The 14,788-nt window shown below is 67.8% G+C and carries 14 protein-coding genes, 1 tRNA gene and 1 pseudogene; 9 read left to right on the top strand and 7 right to left on the bottom strand.

Annotation, left to right across the window (positions count from 1 at the left end):
- The first annotated feature begins 8 nt into the window (after positions 1–8).
- From WT97_RS29205 to WT97_RS29215, 3 genes are read left to right on the top strand one after another with little or no spacing between them, the layout of a single operon-like run.
- The gene (locus WT97_RS29205; protein ID WP_060354901.1) at positions 9–1,280 is read left to right on the top strand and encodes a high-affinity branched-chain amino acid ABC transporter permease LivM; all 1,272 of its coding nucleotides are present in this window, start codon (positions 9–11) and stop codon (positions 1,278–1,280) included.
- Entirely contained in the window at positions 1,277–2,050 is a 774-nt protein-coding gene (gene livG / locus WT97_RS29210; RefSeq protein ID WP_059502395.1) for a high-affinity branched-chain amino acid ABC transporter ATP-binding protein LivG, read from the top strand. The genes WT97_RS29205 and livG overlap by 4 nt, the downstream gene beginning before the upstream one ends.
- Positions 2,050–2,751 (top strand): ABC transporter ATP-binding protein, encoded by a 702-nt coding sequence (locus WT97_RS29215; protein ID WP_006484776.1) that lies wholly within the window; start codon positions 2,050–2,052, stop codon positions 2,749–2,751. Before livG ends, WT97_RS29215 begins: the two co-directional genes overlap by 1 nt.
- 92 nt (positions 2,752–2,843) lie before the next feature.
- On the opposite strand, the gene WT97_RS29220 is transcribed toward WT97_RS29215, so the two are convergent.
- Positions 2,844–3,695: a LysR family transcriptional regulator gene (locus tag WT97_RS29220; RefSeq protein WP_060354902.1), complete on the bottom strand. Its 852-nt coding sequence runs from the start codon at positions 3,693–3,695 to the stop codon at positions 2,844–2,846.
- A 151-nt stretch (positions 3,696–3,846) separates the two neighbouring features.
- Here WT97_RS29220 and WT97_RS29225 point away from each other — a divergent pair.
- Together WT97_RS29225 and WT97_RS29230 are read left to right on the top strand one after the other, a co-directional pair.
- Positions 3,847–4,758 (top strand): annotated as a pseudogene (locus WT97_RS29225) (DMT family transporter); the annotation flags it as partial.
- Positions 4,759–4,826: 68 nt separating this feature from the next.
- Positions 4,827–5,177 (top strand): VOC family protein, encoded by a 351-nt coding sequence (locus tag WT97_RS29230; protein ID WP_060037147.1) that lies wholly within the window; start codon positions 4,827–4,829, stop codon positions 5,175–5,177.
- 44 nt (positions 5,178–5,221) lie between these two features.
- Here the strand turns inward: WT97_RS29230 and WT97_RS29235 are convergent, their stop codons facing one another.
- The 3 genes from WT97_RS29235 to WT97_RS29245 form a co-directional block, all read right to left on the bottom strand.
- A complete protein-coding gene (locus WT97_RS29235) occupies positions 5,222–5,629 on the bottom strand; it encodes a DUF2000 domain-containing protein (RefSeq protein WP_059795294.1) in 408 nt (135 codons plus the stop codon).
- A gap of 44 nt (positions 5,630–5,673) precedes the next feature.
- Positions 5,674–6,531 (bottom strand): AraC family transcriptional regulator, encoded by an 858-nt coding sequence (locus WT97_RS29240; protein ID WP_060037149.1) that lies wholly within the window; start codon positions 6,529–6,531, stop codon positions 5,674–5,676.
- A gap of 73 nt (positions 6,532–6,604) precedes the next feature.
- Positions 6,605–7,588, bottom strand: a complete 984-nt coding sequence (locus tag WT97_RS29245; RefSeq protein WP_060037151.1) for an AraC family transcriptional regulator — start codon at positions 7,586–7,588, stop codon at positions 6,605–6,607.
- Positions 7,589–7,629: 41 nt separating this feature from the next.
- Between WT97_RS29245 and WT97_RS29250 the strand changes: the two genes are divergently transcribed.
- Positions 7,630–8,379 carry an SDR family oxidoreductase gene (locus WT97_RS29250; protein ID WP_059502405.1) on the top strand — a complete coding sequence of 250 codons (750 nt, stop codon included), beginning with the start codon at positions 7,630–7,632 and terminating at the stop codon, positions 8,377–8,379.
- 88 nt (positions 8,380–8,467) lie between these two features.
- On the opposite strand, the gene WT97_RS29255 is transcribed toward WT97_RS29250, so the two are convergent.
- Positions 8,468–9,769: an aspartate aminotransferase family protein gene (locus WT97_RS29255; protein WP_059502407.1), complete on the bottom strand. Its 1,302-nt coding sequence runs from the start codon at positions 9,767–9,769 to the stop codon at positions 8,468–8,470.
- A gap of 79 nt (positions 9,770–9,848) precedes the next feature.
- Between WT97_RS29255 and WT97_RS29260 the strand changes: the two genes are divergently transcribed.
- A complete protein-coding gene (locus WT97_RS29260) occupies positions 9,849–10,733 on the top strand; it encodes a LysR family transcriptional regulator (RefSeq protein WP_060354903.1) in 885 nt (294 codons plus the stop codon).
- Positions 10,734–10,915: 182 nt separating this feature from the next.
- Here WT97_RS29260 and WT97_RS29265 read toward each other — a convergent pair whose 3' ends face one another.
- Positions 10,916–12,157 (bottom strand): MFS transporter, encoded by a 1,242-nt coding sequence (locus WT97_RS29265; RefSeq protein WP_060037156.1) that lies wholly within the window; start codon positions 12,155–12,157, stop codon positions 10,916–10,918.
- Positions 12,158–12,296: 139 nt separating this feature from the next.
- On the opposite strand from WT97_RS29265, the gene WT97_RS29270 reads away from it, so the two are divergent.
- Positions 12,297–13,169, top strand: a complete 873-nt coding sequence (locus WT97_RS29270; RefSeq protein WP_060354904.1) for a LysR family transcriptional regulator — start codon at positions 12,297–12,299, stop codon at positions 13,167–13,169.
- A gap of 76 nt (positions 13,170–13,245) precedes the next feature.
- Here the strand turns inward: WT97_RS29270 and WT97_RS29275 are convergent.
- Positions 13,246–13,330, bottom strand: a tRNA-Leu gene (locus WT97_RS29275).
- Positions 13,331–13,472: 142 nt separating this feature from the next.
- On the opposite strand from WT97_RS29275, the gene WT97_RS29280 reads away from it, so the two are divergent.
- Positions 13,473–14,786, top strand: coding sequence for a leucine-rich repeat-containing protein kinase family protein (locus WT97_RS29280; protein ID WP_060037219.1), 1,314 nt, complete (start codon positions 13,473–13,475; stop codon positions 14,784–14,786).
- Positions 14,787–14,788: the final 2 nt, after the last annotated feature.

Genomic DNA, 14,788 nt, shown 5'->3' on the forward strand with positions numbered 1-14,788 from the left:
AGACGCAGATGAGTCAAGTCATTTCCGTTCGCCGCCCGGCCGCCGATGCTTCGATCGGCCAGGCGTTGAAGAATGCGGTGGCTGCCGCGATCCTGACGGCGATCCTCACGATTCCGGTGCTCGGGCTGCAACTGAAGCTCGACGGCTACCATGTCGTGCTGACGCCGCACTGGCGCCCGGTGTGGATCGCCGTTGCGGCGGTATTCCTGTTCCAGTTGTTCAAGCCGTGGCTGATGCGCGCGAAAGCGGCCGTGAAGCTGCCGGCGGCGCCTGCGATGGGCGCGCGGCAGCAGCGCGCGATCATCTGGGTGCTGCTCGCGGTGGGGCTCGTGTGGCCGTTCTTCGGCTCGCGCGGCGCGGTGGACGTCGCGACGCTCGCGCTGATCTACGTGATCCTCGGCCTCGGGCTGAACATCGTGGTCGGTTTCGCGGGGCTGCTCGATCTCGGCTATGTCGGGTTCTATGCGGTCGGCGGCTATACGTACGCGATGCTGAACCAGTATTTCGGGCTGTCGTTCTGGGAGTGTCTGCCGATCGCGGCGATCGCCGCGGCGACGTTCGGCTTCCTGCTCGGCTTCCCGGTGCTGCGCCTGCGCGGCGACTATCTCGCGATCGTCACGCTCGGCTTCGGCGAAATCATTCGCCTGCTCGCGAACAACCTGACGAGCCTCACCGGCGGCCCGGACGGCATCTCGAGCATTCCGAAGCCGACGGTGTTCGGCTTCGAGATGGCGCGCTCGGCGAGCGTCGAAGGCGCGAAGACCTTCCATGAACTGATCGGGCTGGAATACAGCGGCGAGCACATGGTGATCTTCCTGTACCTGATCGCGCTGCTGCTGGTGGGCTTCACGCTGTTCGTGACGAGCCGCCTGATCCGCATGCCGATGGGCCGCGCGTGGGAAGCGCTGCGCGACGACGAGATCGCATGCCGTTCGCTGGGTCTCAACCCGACGCGCATCAAGCTGTCGGCGTTCACGCTCGGCGCGGCGTTCGCGGGGATCGGCGGCGCGTTCTTCGCGGCGCGTCAGGGCCTCGTGAATCCTGAATCGTTCACCTTCATCGAATCGGCGCTGATCCTCGCGATCGTCGTGCTCGGCGGGATGGGCTCGCAGCTCGGCGTGATTCTCGCGGCGATTCTGCTGACCGTGCTGCCGGAAGTCGCGCGCGGGTTCGCCGAGTACCGGATGCTGATCTTCGGCCTGGTGATGGTGTTGATGATGATGTGGCGTCCGCAGGGCCTGCTGCCCGCGAGCCGTCCCCACGTGGAGCTGCCGCAATGAGCGTGAATGCAGAACTGTTGAAGGTCGCCGGGCTGCAGATGCGCTTCGGCGGGTTGCTCGCGGTGGACGGCATCGATTTCGACGTGCGCCGCGACGAGGTGTTCGCGATCATCGGGCCGAACGGCGCGGGCAAGACCACGGTGTTCAACTGCGTCGGCGGCTTCTACAAGCCGACCGGCGGCGACGTCGTGCTCGACGGCCACGCGATCGCCGGGCTGCCGAGCCACAAGATCGCGTTGAAGGGCCTCGTGCGGACGTTCCAGAACATCCGCCTGTTCAAGTCGCTGACCGTCGTCGAGAACCTGCTCGTCGCGCAGCATCGCAAGGTGAAGGCGGGGCTGCTGCACGGCCTGTTCGCGACGCCCGCGTATCGTCACGCCGAGAAGGAAGCGCTCGAACGTGCGGCCGTGTGGCTCGACCGGATGGGGCTGACGTCGGTCGCCAACCGGCCGGCGGGCACGCTGTCGTACGGGCACCAGCGGCGTCTGGAGATCGCGCGCTGCATGATCACCGAGCCGCGCCTGTTGATGCTCGACGAGCCGGCGGCCGGCCTCAACCCGCAGGAAAAGATCGAGCTGCAGCATCTGATCGACAAGCTGCGCCGCGAGTTCGGCGTATCGGTGCTGCTGATCGAACACGACATGAGCCTCGTGATGGGCGTGTCCGACCGCATCCTCGTGATGGAGCACGGCCGGCCGATCGTGATCGGCACGCCGGAAGCGGTCCGCAACGACCCGCGCGTGATCAAGGCGTACCTGGGGGAAGAGTGATGCTGAAGCTGGAACAGGTCCATACGCACTACGGCGCGGTCGAGGCGCTCGCGGGCGTGTCGATCGAGGTGAACAAGGGCGAGATCGTCACGCTGATCGGCAGCAACGGCGCCGGCAAGACGACGCTGATGATGACGGTATGCGGCACGCCGCGTGCATCGTCGGGCCGCGTGCTGTTCGAAGGCAACGACATCACCGCGATGTCGACGCACCAGATCATGCGGCAGGGGATGGCGATCTCGCCGGAAGGGCGGCGCGTGTTCCCGAGCCTGACGGTGCTCGAGAACCTGAAGATGGGCGGCTTCTTCGCGAGCCGTCACGAGATCGACGACGGTATCGAGCACGTGTTCAAGCTGTTTCCGCGCCTGAAGGAACGCGCGGCGCAGCGGGCCGGCACGATGTCGGGCGGCGAGCAGCAGATGCTGGCGATCGGCCGCGCGCTGATGAGCAAGCCGCGTTTGCTGCTGCTCGACGAGCCGACGCTTGGCCTCGCGCCGCTCGTGATCGCGCAGATCTTCGACATCATCCGGACGATCCGCGACGAAGGCGTCACGGTCTTCCTGGTCGAGCAGAACGCGAACAAGGCGCTCGGCGTGGCCGATCGCGGCTACGTGCTCGAAACGGGGCGCGTGGTGCTGGCTGACACGGGCGCGAACCTGCTCGCGAACGACCGGATCAAGCAGGCGTATCTCGGCGGTTGACGAGAGAAAGCCGCCGGCCTGCAACGGGCCGGCGGCAGTTTTGCGGGACTGTTCGCGTTCGTTTGCAAGGCCGGTTCCCGGCCTTGTCTTCCCTATCCGATCCTGAACGTGCTTTTCAGCACGTCGCGCAGATGCAGCGCGGCGCGATTGCTGTCGTCCGTCAGCACCGTGACGAGGTGCGGCGGCAGATCGGGCAGCGCGATTCCGGCGATGTGGCTCGTCAGGTTGCCCGACACACGCTCATGCTCGATCAGGCCGACCGCGAGGCCGTTCGCGATGCACGCTTCCACCGCCGGCGAACTGGCGCTTTCGAGCAGCATCCGGTGCGCGATCTTCGCCTTCTTCAGCGCACGCAATGCGGTGTCGCGGTACGGGCAGCCCGGCAGTTGCACCGCGATCGGCAGCGGTGCGTCGGGATTGAACTTGAACGTGCGCGCCGCTACCCACACCGGATGGGTCTTGCCGAGCAGCTCGGCGTGCGGCGGCGCTTTCGGTACTACGGCGATCGTGATGTCGAGCTGGCCGCGCGCGAACAGCTGCTGCAACTCGTCGCTGGAGCGCGCTTCGACCGTCAGTTCGAGCAGCGGCCGGTCCGCGGCGAAGCGCGGCAGGAATTCCGCCATGAAGTGCGCCGCGTAGGAATCGGGGATGCCGAGCCGCAGCTTGCCGGTCAGCATCTGCGGCGACAGCGATTCGACGAGTCGGTCGTGGCTCAGCAGAAACTCGGTGGTGTCGCTCAGCAGCTTGTGGCCGAACTGCGTAAGTTCGACCGCCTGGTTGTTTCGCGTGAATAGCCGCTGCGCGACCATCTCCTCCAGCTTCTGAATCTGCGCGGTGACGGACGACGGGCTGCGGTTCACATGAACGGCCGCATCCTTGAAGCGGCCAAGCTTCGCGACGGCGTGGAAGGTACGGAGCAGGTCGACGTCCAGGGTACGCGGCATGATTTGGTTTTTCCGAATCGGTGATTCAGGTAATGTCGATTGACGGAATTATTGAGCAACCCATATTCTCGGGTCAACGGCTCGAGCCGATTCGCCCGGCGGACCTGCGACCCGCGCCGGTCTCCTGCCACCTTCCGAGAATCGTCGCTCCATGCAGCTATTCCTGCTTCAACTCGTTTTCGTCCTGTCGTGGAGTTCCGGATTCATCGGCGCCAAGCTCGGCGCGGAGACGGCCGGCGCGTTCAACCTGCTGTTCTGGCGGTTCCTGCTCGTCACGCTGTGCGTCGCGATCGTCGTCAATCGGCGGATCGGGCGCCTGACGCTCGAAAAAATCCGCTATCACGCGGTGATCGGCTTCCTGTCGCAGTTTCTCTATCTGGCCTGCGTGTACGTTGCGATCCAGCATGGGCTGCCACCGGGCATCGCGGCGATCGTCGCGGCGTTGCAGCCGCTCATCACGGCGGCGATGGCGTCGTTCGGCGGCAGCGAACGCAGCGGGGCGCGCCAATGGGCCGGGCTCTTGGTCGGGTTCGTCGGCGTGGGCATCGTGATCGGCGGGCAATACGCGCTGCCGGCCGGGTCGGTCGGGATCGTGATGTACCTGCTGCCGCTGGTGTCCGCGTTCGGCTTGTCGATCGCGACGATCTATCAGCGCCGCCGCGCGTTGACCGACGTGCGCAGTAACGAGGACGGGTTGATCCTGCCGTTGTTCGTGCAGGGCTGCGTGAGCCTCGTGCTGTTCGCGGCGGGCGGGATCGTCACGGGCGACCTGCACGTGCCGACGCAGCCGAACGTGTGGGTGTCGGTCGTGTGGCTCACGGTGTTCTCGACGTTCGTCGCTTATCTGTCGTTGTGGGCGCTGCTCAGGCGGATGCCGGCGACGCGCGTGGCGACGCTCGTCTATCTCGAGCCACCGGTGACGCTGATGTGGGCCGCGTGGATGTTCGGCGACCGGATCGAGGTGACGACCTATGTCGGTATCGTCGTCGTCGCGCTCGGCGTCTGGCTGGCCGGCAAGCACGGCGCGCGGCCGCGCTGCGCGGACATGAAGACGCCCGGCCGCCGACGTGCTGGTCGCGCGCGTGATTCCAGTGTAGCTTCGCGAGACTGCCCGAATCGTGAAGGAATCCGATGAAAGTCAAACGAATCGTCGCCAACATCGACACGCGATCCGTCGACGACGCCAAGCGCTTCTATCAGCACATTTTCGGCCTCGACCTGCTGATGGACCACGGCTGGATCGCGACCTACGGCAATGCCGAGCAGATGGACGTGCAGATCAGCTTCGCGTCGCAGGGCGGGTCGGGCACGCCGACGCCCGATCTGTCGATCGAGGTCGATGACCTCGACGAAGCGCTCGCGCGCATTCAGGCTGCCGGCATTCCGGTCGAATACGGCCCGGCCGACGAGCCATGGGGTGTGCGGCGCTTCTACGTGCGCGACCCGTTCGGCAAGCTCGTCAACGTGCTCGCGCATCGCTGAGCGGCGGTGGCGTGCGGCGGCCGGCGGGCGGGGCACGCCGGCGTTCACGCATGCAACGCCAGCCCCTTCACCGCCTTGTCGACGGCCTTCTTCGGCCCGTGCAACGCCAGGCCGACGAGATCGGGATGCTCCGCGTCCTCGGCGCGAAACGCCGCGCGGTTGGCCGCATCGTGCCCGGTCGAAAACATCGCCCGCACGTAGGGCACGATCGTGAGCTCGCGCGACAGCGCCTGACGGTGCGCGGCCTGCAATCCGTTCAAATCGGCGGCGAACACCAGCATCGGCTGGCCGAGCATCCGGCCGTAGCGGCGCCCGGCCGCATCCTCGTAAGGCTCGCCCAGTGCTTGGGGCGCGCCGGCCGCGACGCCCGTTGCGAGAAACGCGACCACGTTGAGTTTCTGCCACGCGGCGAGATCGTCGCGCACGATCAGCGCTACTTTGGTATCGAACATGCTTGCTCCCGGTTGGAGCATCCATGATCGGACGTCGTGCGCGATCAGTCTGGAACGTTTGTGCAGAGTTGCCGGTACGCGGCCGGCGTGATCCGGTATGCGCGGCGGAACCAGCGGCCGAGGTGGCTCTGGTCGGCGAAGCCGACGTCGGCGGCCGCCTGCGCGGGCGTGCGGCCGGCCGCCAGCAGCTTGCGCGCGGCACGCAGCCGCAAGCGCACGAGGTACGCGTGCGGCGACGTGCCGAACGCGCGCTGGAACATCCGCGTGAGCCGGAACCGGTCGATGCCGGCGGCGCTCGCGAGTTCGTCGAGGCCGATGTTGCCGTCCATGCGTTCGTGCAGCAGGTCGCGCACGCGCGCGATCGCAGGCGGCACGGCGCTGCTCTCCAGCACGAGCGGGCTGGCCAGTTGGCTGCCGAGGCGCATCAGCAGGCGGTCGAGCGTCTGGTCGCGCGCAAGCCGGCCTTCGTTGTCGTGGATCGCGAAGAAGGCGTTCCGGATCGCGTCGACGAGGCCGCGATCGTCGACGAGCGTATGGCCGAACGTGGCTTCGACGCTGCCGAGGCCCGGCAGGTCCAGCCGGCGCGCGGCGCGCTCGACCCACGCCTGCGGCAGGTACAGCATCCCGTACGTGAAGCCGCCGGCTTCGGGCGCGTGGCCGTCGTGCATCGCGCCCGGCTCGATCAGGATCGCGCGGCCCGGCACGCTGGTATGCAGCGAACGGCGACACTGGAAGCGTTGCACGCCCTGTTCGGTGAAGCCGACCAGCATGTCGTCGTGATCGTGCGCATCGTACGCATGGCCGTTGAAATGGGCGTGCAGGCTTTCGATGCCGGTTTCCGCATCGCGGCGCGCGACGAGCCAGTGGTCGGTCGTGCCGACGGTCTTTGCGTCGGTCGTCATCGCGCGCCTCGCACATCGTCGTGGCGTGACGAAACGAGGTTGCAGGCGGCGGGACAGGGAAGGCGGGTGCGGCTCATGGTTCGTTCGCCGCCTGTTCGGCCTGTTCGTCGCGCGCGTATTGCGCGGGCGGCCGGCCGACGTGCCGCGCGAACGCGACGCTGAAGGTGCTCGCGGAACTGTAGCCGACGCGCGCCGCGATCTCGGCGATGCGGCCTTCGTTGCGGCGCAGCAGGTCTTTCGCGAGCGCCATGCGCCACGTCAGCAGGTATTCCATCGGCGCGACGCCGACCGCACGGCTGAAACGCTCGAAGAAGGTCGAGCGCGACAGCGCCGCTTCCTTCGCCAGCTCGACGATCGTCCACGGATGCGACGGGCGCGCATGCATGGCGCGGATGGCGGCCGCGAGGCGGCTGTCGGCGAGCCCGCGCACGAGGCCCGGCGATGCGTGCGTGCCGGCCGTGAATCGCAACGCCTCGATCAGCAGCACTTCCATCAGCCGCGACAGCACGATCTCGCGCGCGGGCCGCTGCGCGCGCGATTCGTCGCGCACCAGTTGCACGAGCGTGGTCAGTCGCGGATCGCCGCGCACGTGCACGAATCGCGGCAGGAGTGACACCAGCAATGCCGCGTCGGGCGAACCGAAGCTGCAGTTGCCCAGCATCATGCGCGTGTCGATGGGGTTGCCGGGATCGCCCACCCGGTATTCGCCGGTGTCGAGCGCCATCGGCGGTGCGGATTCGACGCCCGGCGGCGGCGGTTCGAGGCTCGATGTCGCGATGCCGTACGCCGCCGGAATCAGCACGAAATCGCCGGCCCGCAATTCGATCGGCGCGTGCCCGTCGATCTCGATCCGGCAACCGCCGTCGAGAACGACGCAATAGAACGGCTCGCCGGCGACCGTACGACGCACGAGCCATGGGCTCGCACCGTGAACGGACTTGGAGTACCGCGCAGCCGGTTGCAGCAGCGTCACGACTTCGGTCAGCGGGTCGATCATCGCCGGACTCTCGCAAAAGAAAAGCGGATTTTCGATTGTAGCGAATACGGCGGCGGCCATCTATCGTACGGACACGTGCTCAACACATCCCAGGAGTTCGCATGAAGACCGTACTGATCACCGGCTGTTCTTCCGGCTTCGGCCTCGAAATCGCGCGCCATTTCCTGGCGCGCGACTGGCAGGTCGTCGCGACGATGCGCACGCCGCGCGGGGACGTGCTGCCGCCGTCGGAGCGCTTGCGCGTGCTGCCGCTCGACGTGACGAACGCGGACAGCATTCACGCGGCGATCGATGCCGCCGGCCCGATCGACGTGCTCGTCAACAACGCGGGCTTCGGCGCGGCCGCACCGGCCGAACTCACGCCGCTCGACACGGTGCGCGCGCTGTTCGACACCAACACGATCGGCACGATCGCGGTGACGCAGGCCGTGCTGCCGCAATTTCGCACGCGCGGCGCGGGCGTGATCGTGAACGTCACGTCGAGCGTCACGCTGAAGGTGCTGCCGCTGGTCAGCGCGTATCGTGCAAGCAAGGCGGCCGTGAATGCGTTCACCGAATCGATGGCGGTCGAGCTCGCACCGTTCGGCGTGCGCACGCATCTCGTGCTGCCGGGCCGCGCGCCCGGCACGCGTTTCGCCGACAACGCACGGGCCAACATGCATGGCTTCGAGCACGAAGCGTACGCGGACTTCGTCGGCAAGGCCGTGGCGCGGATGCTCGATGCATCGGGGCCGATCACCCATGCGCAGGACGTTGCCGAAGCCGTGTGGCGCGCGGCGACCGATCCGTCGAGCCCGATGCGTATCCCTGCCGGCGCCGATGCCGAAGCTTGGGCCGCCGAAGCCCGCTGATCGATACGGAATGCGAAGCATGAGCGCGTCGTGCCGGTCGGTCGAACCGGCGCGACGGATCGCGCGGGAACGGGGCTGTCGCGTGCCGTTACAGCGCGCGCGTAATCGCCTGCTCCAGCAGCGACAGGCCGAGATCGATCTCGTCGTCGCTGACGGTCAGCGGCGGCGCGATCCGGAACACGCCGCCCATGCCGGGCAACTGCACGATGTTCATGCTGAGCCCGAGGTTCATGCACGCGCGCGTGATCTTCGCGCCGAGCCCGTCCGCCGGCTCCTTGGTGCGGCGATCCTTGACGATTTCGACGCCGAGCAGTAGCCCGCGCCCACGCACGTCGCCGATGCAGTCGAAGCGTTCCATCAGGTCGAGCAGGCCGCGCCGCAGCCGCTCGCCCATCACGTTCGCGCGCGCGACGAGGCCGTCGCGCTGCACGACGTCGAGCACGCGCAGGCCGACGGCTGCCGGCAGCGGGTCGGACACGTGCGTCGTATAGAACAGATAGCCGAGTTCGTGCGCGCGTTCCTCGATGGCCGCGGACGTCACGAGGGCTGCGAGCGGCAGCCCCGCGCCGAGCGTCTTCGATAGCGTCAGGATGTCGGGCGTCACGCCGTCGCGCTGGCACGCGAACATCGTGCCGGTGCGACCGACGCCCGTTTGCGCTTCGTCGAGGATCAGCAGCATGCCGCGTTCCTCGCACTTGCGCTTGAGCGCAGCCATATAGCCTTCCGGCAATTCGATGATCCCGCCCGAACTGAGGATCGGCTCCGCGATGAACGCGGCGAGGTTGCCGCTCGACTGGCGATCGATCAGGTCGAACGCGTAGTCGAGTTCGGCGAGCGGGTCGTAGGCGCCGTTGCGCTCGAAGCGCGGCCGGTATGCGAACGGCGCCGGAATCGCGAACGAGCCGACCGACGCCGGGCCGACGCCCTTGCGGCCGGCGCTGTACGTGGCCGACGCGGCGGCGCCCGTCATCCCGTGCCACGACTGCGCGAACCCGACGATCTCGTACTTGCCGGTGACGAGCTTCGCCATCCGGATCGCCGCCTCGTTCGATTCCGCGCCGGTGCTGAGCAGCAGCGCGCGGTCGAGCCCGGCGGGCGTGATGTCGGCCAGGCGGGTCGCGAGATCGACGACCGGCCGCGACAGCATGCCGCTGAACAGGTGGTCGAGCTTGCCCGCGTATTCGCCGATCACGGACACGATCTCCGGATGGCTGTGGCCGAGCACCGCGCTCATCTGGCCCGACGTGAAATCGAGGATCGCGCGGCCGTCGGCGTCGTAGACGAAGCTGCCTTTCGCGCGCTCGACGATCATCGGCTCGAACGTGCCGCCGTAGCGGACCAGGTGCTGCCTGGCGTTGCGCCAGAAGGTTGCGTCGTCGTTCAGGGACATCGGGCGGCTCCGGGCAAAAGGGCGGGGGATCGCTTGCAGTCTAGGCGCGCGTCTGGTTTGATGGAAACGAATAGTTCTAATGCAAGCTAGAAAGGGAGCTAATACCTTGGCGCTTTCGCTCGAAATCGACCTGCTGCGCTCGTTCGTCGCGATCGCCGAGGTGCGCGCGTTGAGCCGCGCGGCCGCGCGGGTCGGCCGCACGCAATCCGCGCTCAGCCAGCAGATGAAGCGGCTCGAAGCGGCCGTCGATCAGCCGCTGTTCCAGCGTACCGGCCGCGGCGTGGTGCTGACGCATCCGGGCGAGCGGCTGCTCGTGCACGCGCAGCGCATCCTGCGGCTGCACGACGAGGCGATGGCCGACCTGTGCGGCACGGGGTTGTCTGGGACCATCCGGTTCGGCTGCCCGGACGATTACGCCGAGGTGTGGCTGCCGTCGCTGCTGCGGCAGTTTTCGAGCCAGCATCCGCAGGCGATCGTCGAAGTCGTCTGCGCGCCCACGCCGCGGCTCGTCGAACACCTGGAGAAGCGTGCGGTCGATCTGGCGATGATTTCCGTGCCGGACGACGGCGCGACCGACGACATCGTTCGCCGCGAGCAACTGGTCTGGATCGGCTATCCGGGGCTCGAACCCGCGCATTTCGATCCGCTGCCGCTCGCGCTGTCCGACCGCGACACGCTCGATCATCTCGCGGCCTGCGACGCGTTGAGCGGCGCCGGCCGCGACTATCGCGTCGCGTACGCGAGCAGCAGCCTCGCCGGGCTGATCGCGCTCGTGCGCTCGGGGCAGGCGTTCGCGGTGATGACGCAGACGGCAGTGCCGGCCGACCTCGCGATCGTCAACGGCGATCCGCATTTGCCGCCGTTGCCGGCCGTGGGCATCACGCTGAGGTTCGACCGGAAGCGGCCGTCGCACCTGACGGCAGCATTCGCCGACCATATCCGGCAAACGCTGCCGTTGCTGTGACGGGCGACGCGAATCAGTCGACCATCGACGAGGCCGACACCTGCCTGGAGCCGGGCATCTCCGCCGTCGCATCGCGTACGCGGATCGCCGCCTGCATGGCCGGCAGCTTCAGTTCGGTTTCCTGATATTCACCGGCCGGTTCGGGCCCGCCGACGATGCCGCGATTGTCGTCGGGCGTCGCATCACGCGCGGCTCGAGCGCCGCGCCGCCAGCACTGCGATGACGAGCAGCACCGCGACATAGGCGGCGACGCTCGTCCATGCGCCGCGTTGCCAGAACGCGCCGCCGACCGAGCCGAGCACGCTCGACCCGACATAGTAGGCGAGCAGATACAGCGAGGCCGCATGCCCTTTCGCGGCGCCTGCGAGCGCGCCGACCCAGCCGCTCGCGACCGAATGGGCGACGAAGAAGCCGATCGTCACGAGCACGATGCCGACGACGATCGCGGCGAGCGAGTGCGACAGCGTCAGTGCGAGGCCCACCGCGAAGACGACGATGCCGCTGACCAGGACCGGCCCCCGCCCGAGACGATCGGCAAGCGCGCCGGCGCTCGATGACGACACCATCCCGAACAGGTACGCGCCGAAGATCAGCCCGCATGCGGTCGGGCTCAGGTTGAACGGCGCCGCCATGAGCCGGAATCCGGCGTAGTTGTAGATCGTCACGAACGCGCCCATCATCAGGAAGCCGATCGCGAACACGAACGGTAGGCGTGCATGACGCAGTTGCGCGTGCCACAGCCGCAGGTGGTGACGCAGCGTCAGGTCGGTGCGCTTCACGAAGCGTCGCGAGGCCGGCAGCAGCATCACGAACGCGAGCGCCGCGAGCAGGTCGACGACGCCGATCGACAGCATCGCCGTTCGCCACGAGAAGTGCTCCTCGAGCGCGCTCATCCCGATCCGTCCGATCATGCCGCCGAACGCGGTGCCGCCGACGTAGAGCCCCATCGAGAAGCCGAGCCCGTCGGCGGCGATTTCTTCCGCGAGATAGGCCATCGCCACCGCCGGCACGCCGCCCAGCGCGAAGCCTTCGAGCGCACGCCAGACAAGCAGCAGGTGCCAGTTCGGCGACAGCGCGGCGAGCAGGTTGAACACCGCGGCCAGCGTCATCGACACGAACATCAGCCCGCGCCGCCCGACCCGTTCGGACAGCGCGCCGGCACACAGGATCGACACTGCGAGCATCCCGGTCGACAGCGACAGCGAGAGCGAACTCGACGCCGCGCCGACGTCGAACTCGCGTGCGAACGCGGGAAGCAGCGGCTGCACGCAGTACAGCAGCGAGAAAGTGGCAAAGCCGGCGAGGAAAAGCGCGAGCGCGATGCGCTTGTACGCGGCCGAGCGCGGGGACACGCCGGCCGGCAGCGCATCGGGTGCGGATGGTTGCGTGCCGGGCATGGATCGGGAAATCGAAGCGGAGGACATGGGGGCACTCGATGTGCGACGGAATACACGAATTCTTGCGCACGGTCATGTATATGTCCAATATATGAAATGAACCGCAGCAATATGTTTTAACACTGGCTGACAGGCCAGCCCGACTCACCGCGAGGTCACGTCACGCATGGAACTCCGGCATCTGCGCTACTTTCTGGCCGTCGCGGCCGCGTCGAATTTCACGAAGGCCGCCGAAACGCTCGGCATCGGCCAGCCGCCGTTGAGCCAGCAGATCAAGGCGCTCGAGAGCGAACTCGGCGTGGAGCTGTTCAAACGCACCGCGCGCGGCGCCGAGCTGACGCTGGCGGGCGAGGTCTTCGCGGAAGAGGCGCGCTGCGTGCTGGAAGATGCCGAGCGCGCGGCGCGGGCGGCCAGGCGCGCCGCACGCGGGGAAACCGGCCATTTGCGGGTGGGCTTCACCGGCACGGCCGCGTTCAATCCGAAAGTGTCGGATCTGATTCGCCGTTTTCGCGAGGCGTATCCGGATGCGGAGCTGACGTTGCAGGAAGCGACGTCGGGCGTGCTGCTGGAGGCGCTGGAGGCCGGGCGTCTCGACGTCGCGATCGTGCGGCCCGAGCGTCGCGTCGCCGCGGCGCTGCGGGTATCCGACTGGGACGAGGAGCCGATGTTCGTCGCGCTGCCCGTCGCGCATCGGCTGGCGCCGCGCCGGCGTATCGATCTGGCCGAGCTGGCCGACGAGTCGTTCGTGCAGGTGCCGCGCGCGGCCGGCGCCGCGCTGTTCGACGACATCGTCGCCGCGTGCCAGGCCGCCGGGTTCGAGCCGCGCATGGGGCAACCGGCGCCGCAGATCGCGTCCGCGGTGACGCTGGTGGCGGCCGGGCTCGGCGTGTCGGTCGTGCCGAAAGCGATTACGCAGGTGCAGGTGCCCGGGGTCGTGTACCGGCCGTTCGCCGGTAACCGGTTTCGCGCCAGGCTCGCCATCGCGTCGCGCTGCGACGAGCCGTCGGCGGTGGTGCGCAATTTTCTGTTGCTCGCGTAGCCGGCAACAAAAAACCCGCGAAGCCATATGCTGTCGCGGGTTTCAGATCATGCTCGGAATGCGCTGGAAGCGCATCTGGTGCCGACGGCGAGACTCGAACTCGCACAGCTTTCGCCACTACCCCCTCAAGATAGCGTGTCTACCAATTTCACCACGTCGGCACTGCAAGGGGCGCAATTCTAACGTCACATCGCGCGTTTGTGAAGGGGGTGTGACAAGGTCGTGTGCGTGCACGCGATCGATCCCGGTAGAATTCGTCCGATCGACCCGACGATCACCGCAACCGCCACCCGTTTTCTCCCCGTGATACACACCCTCGAACAGCTGCAGGCCGGACAACTGTCGGGCGCGCGGCAACTCAAGCTCGCGTGCGGGCTGACCGAATTTCCGCGCGAGATCTTCGATCTGGCCGACACGCTCGAAGTGCTCGACCTGACCGGCAATGCGTTGTCCGCGCTGCCGGACGATCTGCCGCGGCTGCATCGTCTGCGCATCCTGTTCGCGTCGGGCAACCGCTTCACCGCCTTTCCCGACGTGCTCGGCGCATGCGATCGGCTCGACATGATCGGCTTCAAGGCGAACCGGATCCGCACCGTGCCGCGCGGCGCGCTGCCGCGTGCGCTGCGCTGGCTGATCCTGACCGACAACGCCATCGACGAACTGCCGGCCGACATCTGCGATTGTGCGCGGTTGCAGAAGCTCATGCTTGCCGGCAACCGGTTGCGGACGCTACCCGCCGAAATGGCCGCCTGCCGCGCGCTGGAGCTGGTGCGCCTGTCGGCGAACCGGCTGGATGCGTTGCCCGACTGGCTGCTGCGCCTGCCGCGTCTCGCATGGCTCGCCGTGGCCGGCAATCCGTTCGGCGCGGCGCCGGAGGCCGCGGCGTCTGCCGGGCCGGACGTCGCGGAGATCGACTGGGCGGCGCTTTCGTGTGAACGGAAACTGGGCGAGGGCGCGTCGGGTGTCATTTATCGCGCGCAATGGCGGGCGAACGGCCATCCGCCGCGCACGGTCGCGGTCAAGCTGTTCAAGGGCGCAGTCACGAGCGACGGCCTGCCCGATTGCGAAATGGCCGCATGCCTGCATGCCGGCCGTCATCCGCATCTGATCCCGGTGATCGGCAAGGTGCGCGGGCATCCGGACGGCACGCACGGCCTCGTGATGGAGCTGGTCGATCCCGCGCTGACGAATCTCGCCGGGCCGCCGAGCTTCGCGTCCTGCACGCGCGACGTCTATGCCGCCGATGCGAGATTCGATCCGGCGCAGGCGCTGCGGATCGCGCACGGCATCGCATCGGCGGCCGGCCATCTGCACGCGCGCGGCATCATGCACGGCGATCTGTACGCGCACAACATCCTGCACGACGGCGCAGGCGGCGCGTTGCTCGGGGATTTCGGGGCGGCGTCGCCGTACGACGTGAACGAGCGCACACGCGGCGCCCGGTTCGAGCGGCTCGAAGTGCGCGCGTTCGGCTATCTGCTCGGCGAATTGCTCGAGCGATGCGAATCGCATGCCGGCGCGCTCGATGCGCTTGCGGCGGCGTGCGTGAACGAGGATGTCGATGCACGGCCGTCGTTCGACGAGATCGCGGCCGCACTGGCCGCGCGCATGCACTGACG

It is taken from the genome of Burkholderia sp. MSMB1459WGS, assembly GCF_001534535.1.
Classification (GTDB): domain Bacteria; phylum Pseudomonadota; class Gammaproteobacteria; order Burkholderiales; family Burkholderiaceae; genus Burkholderia.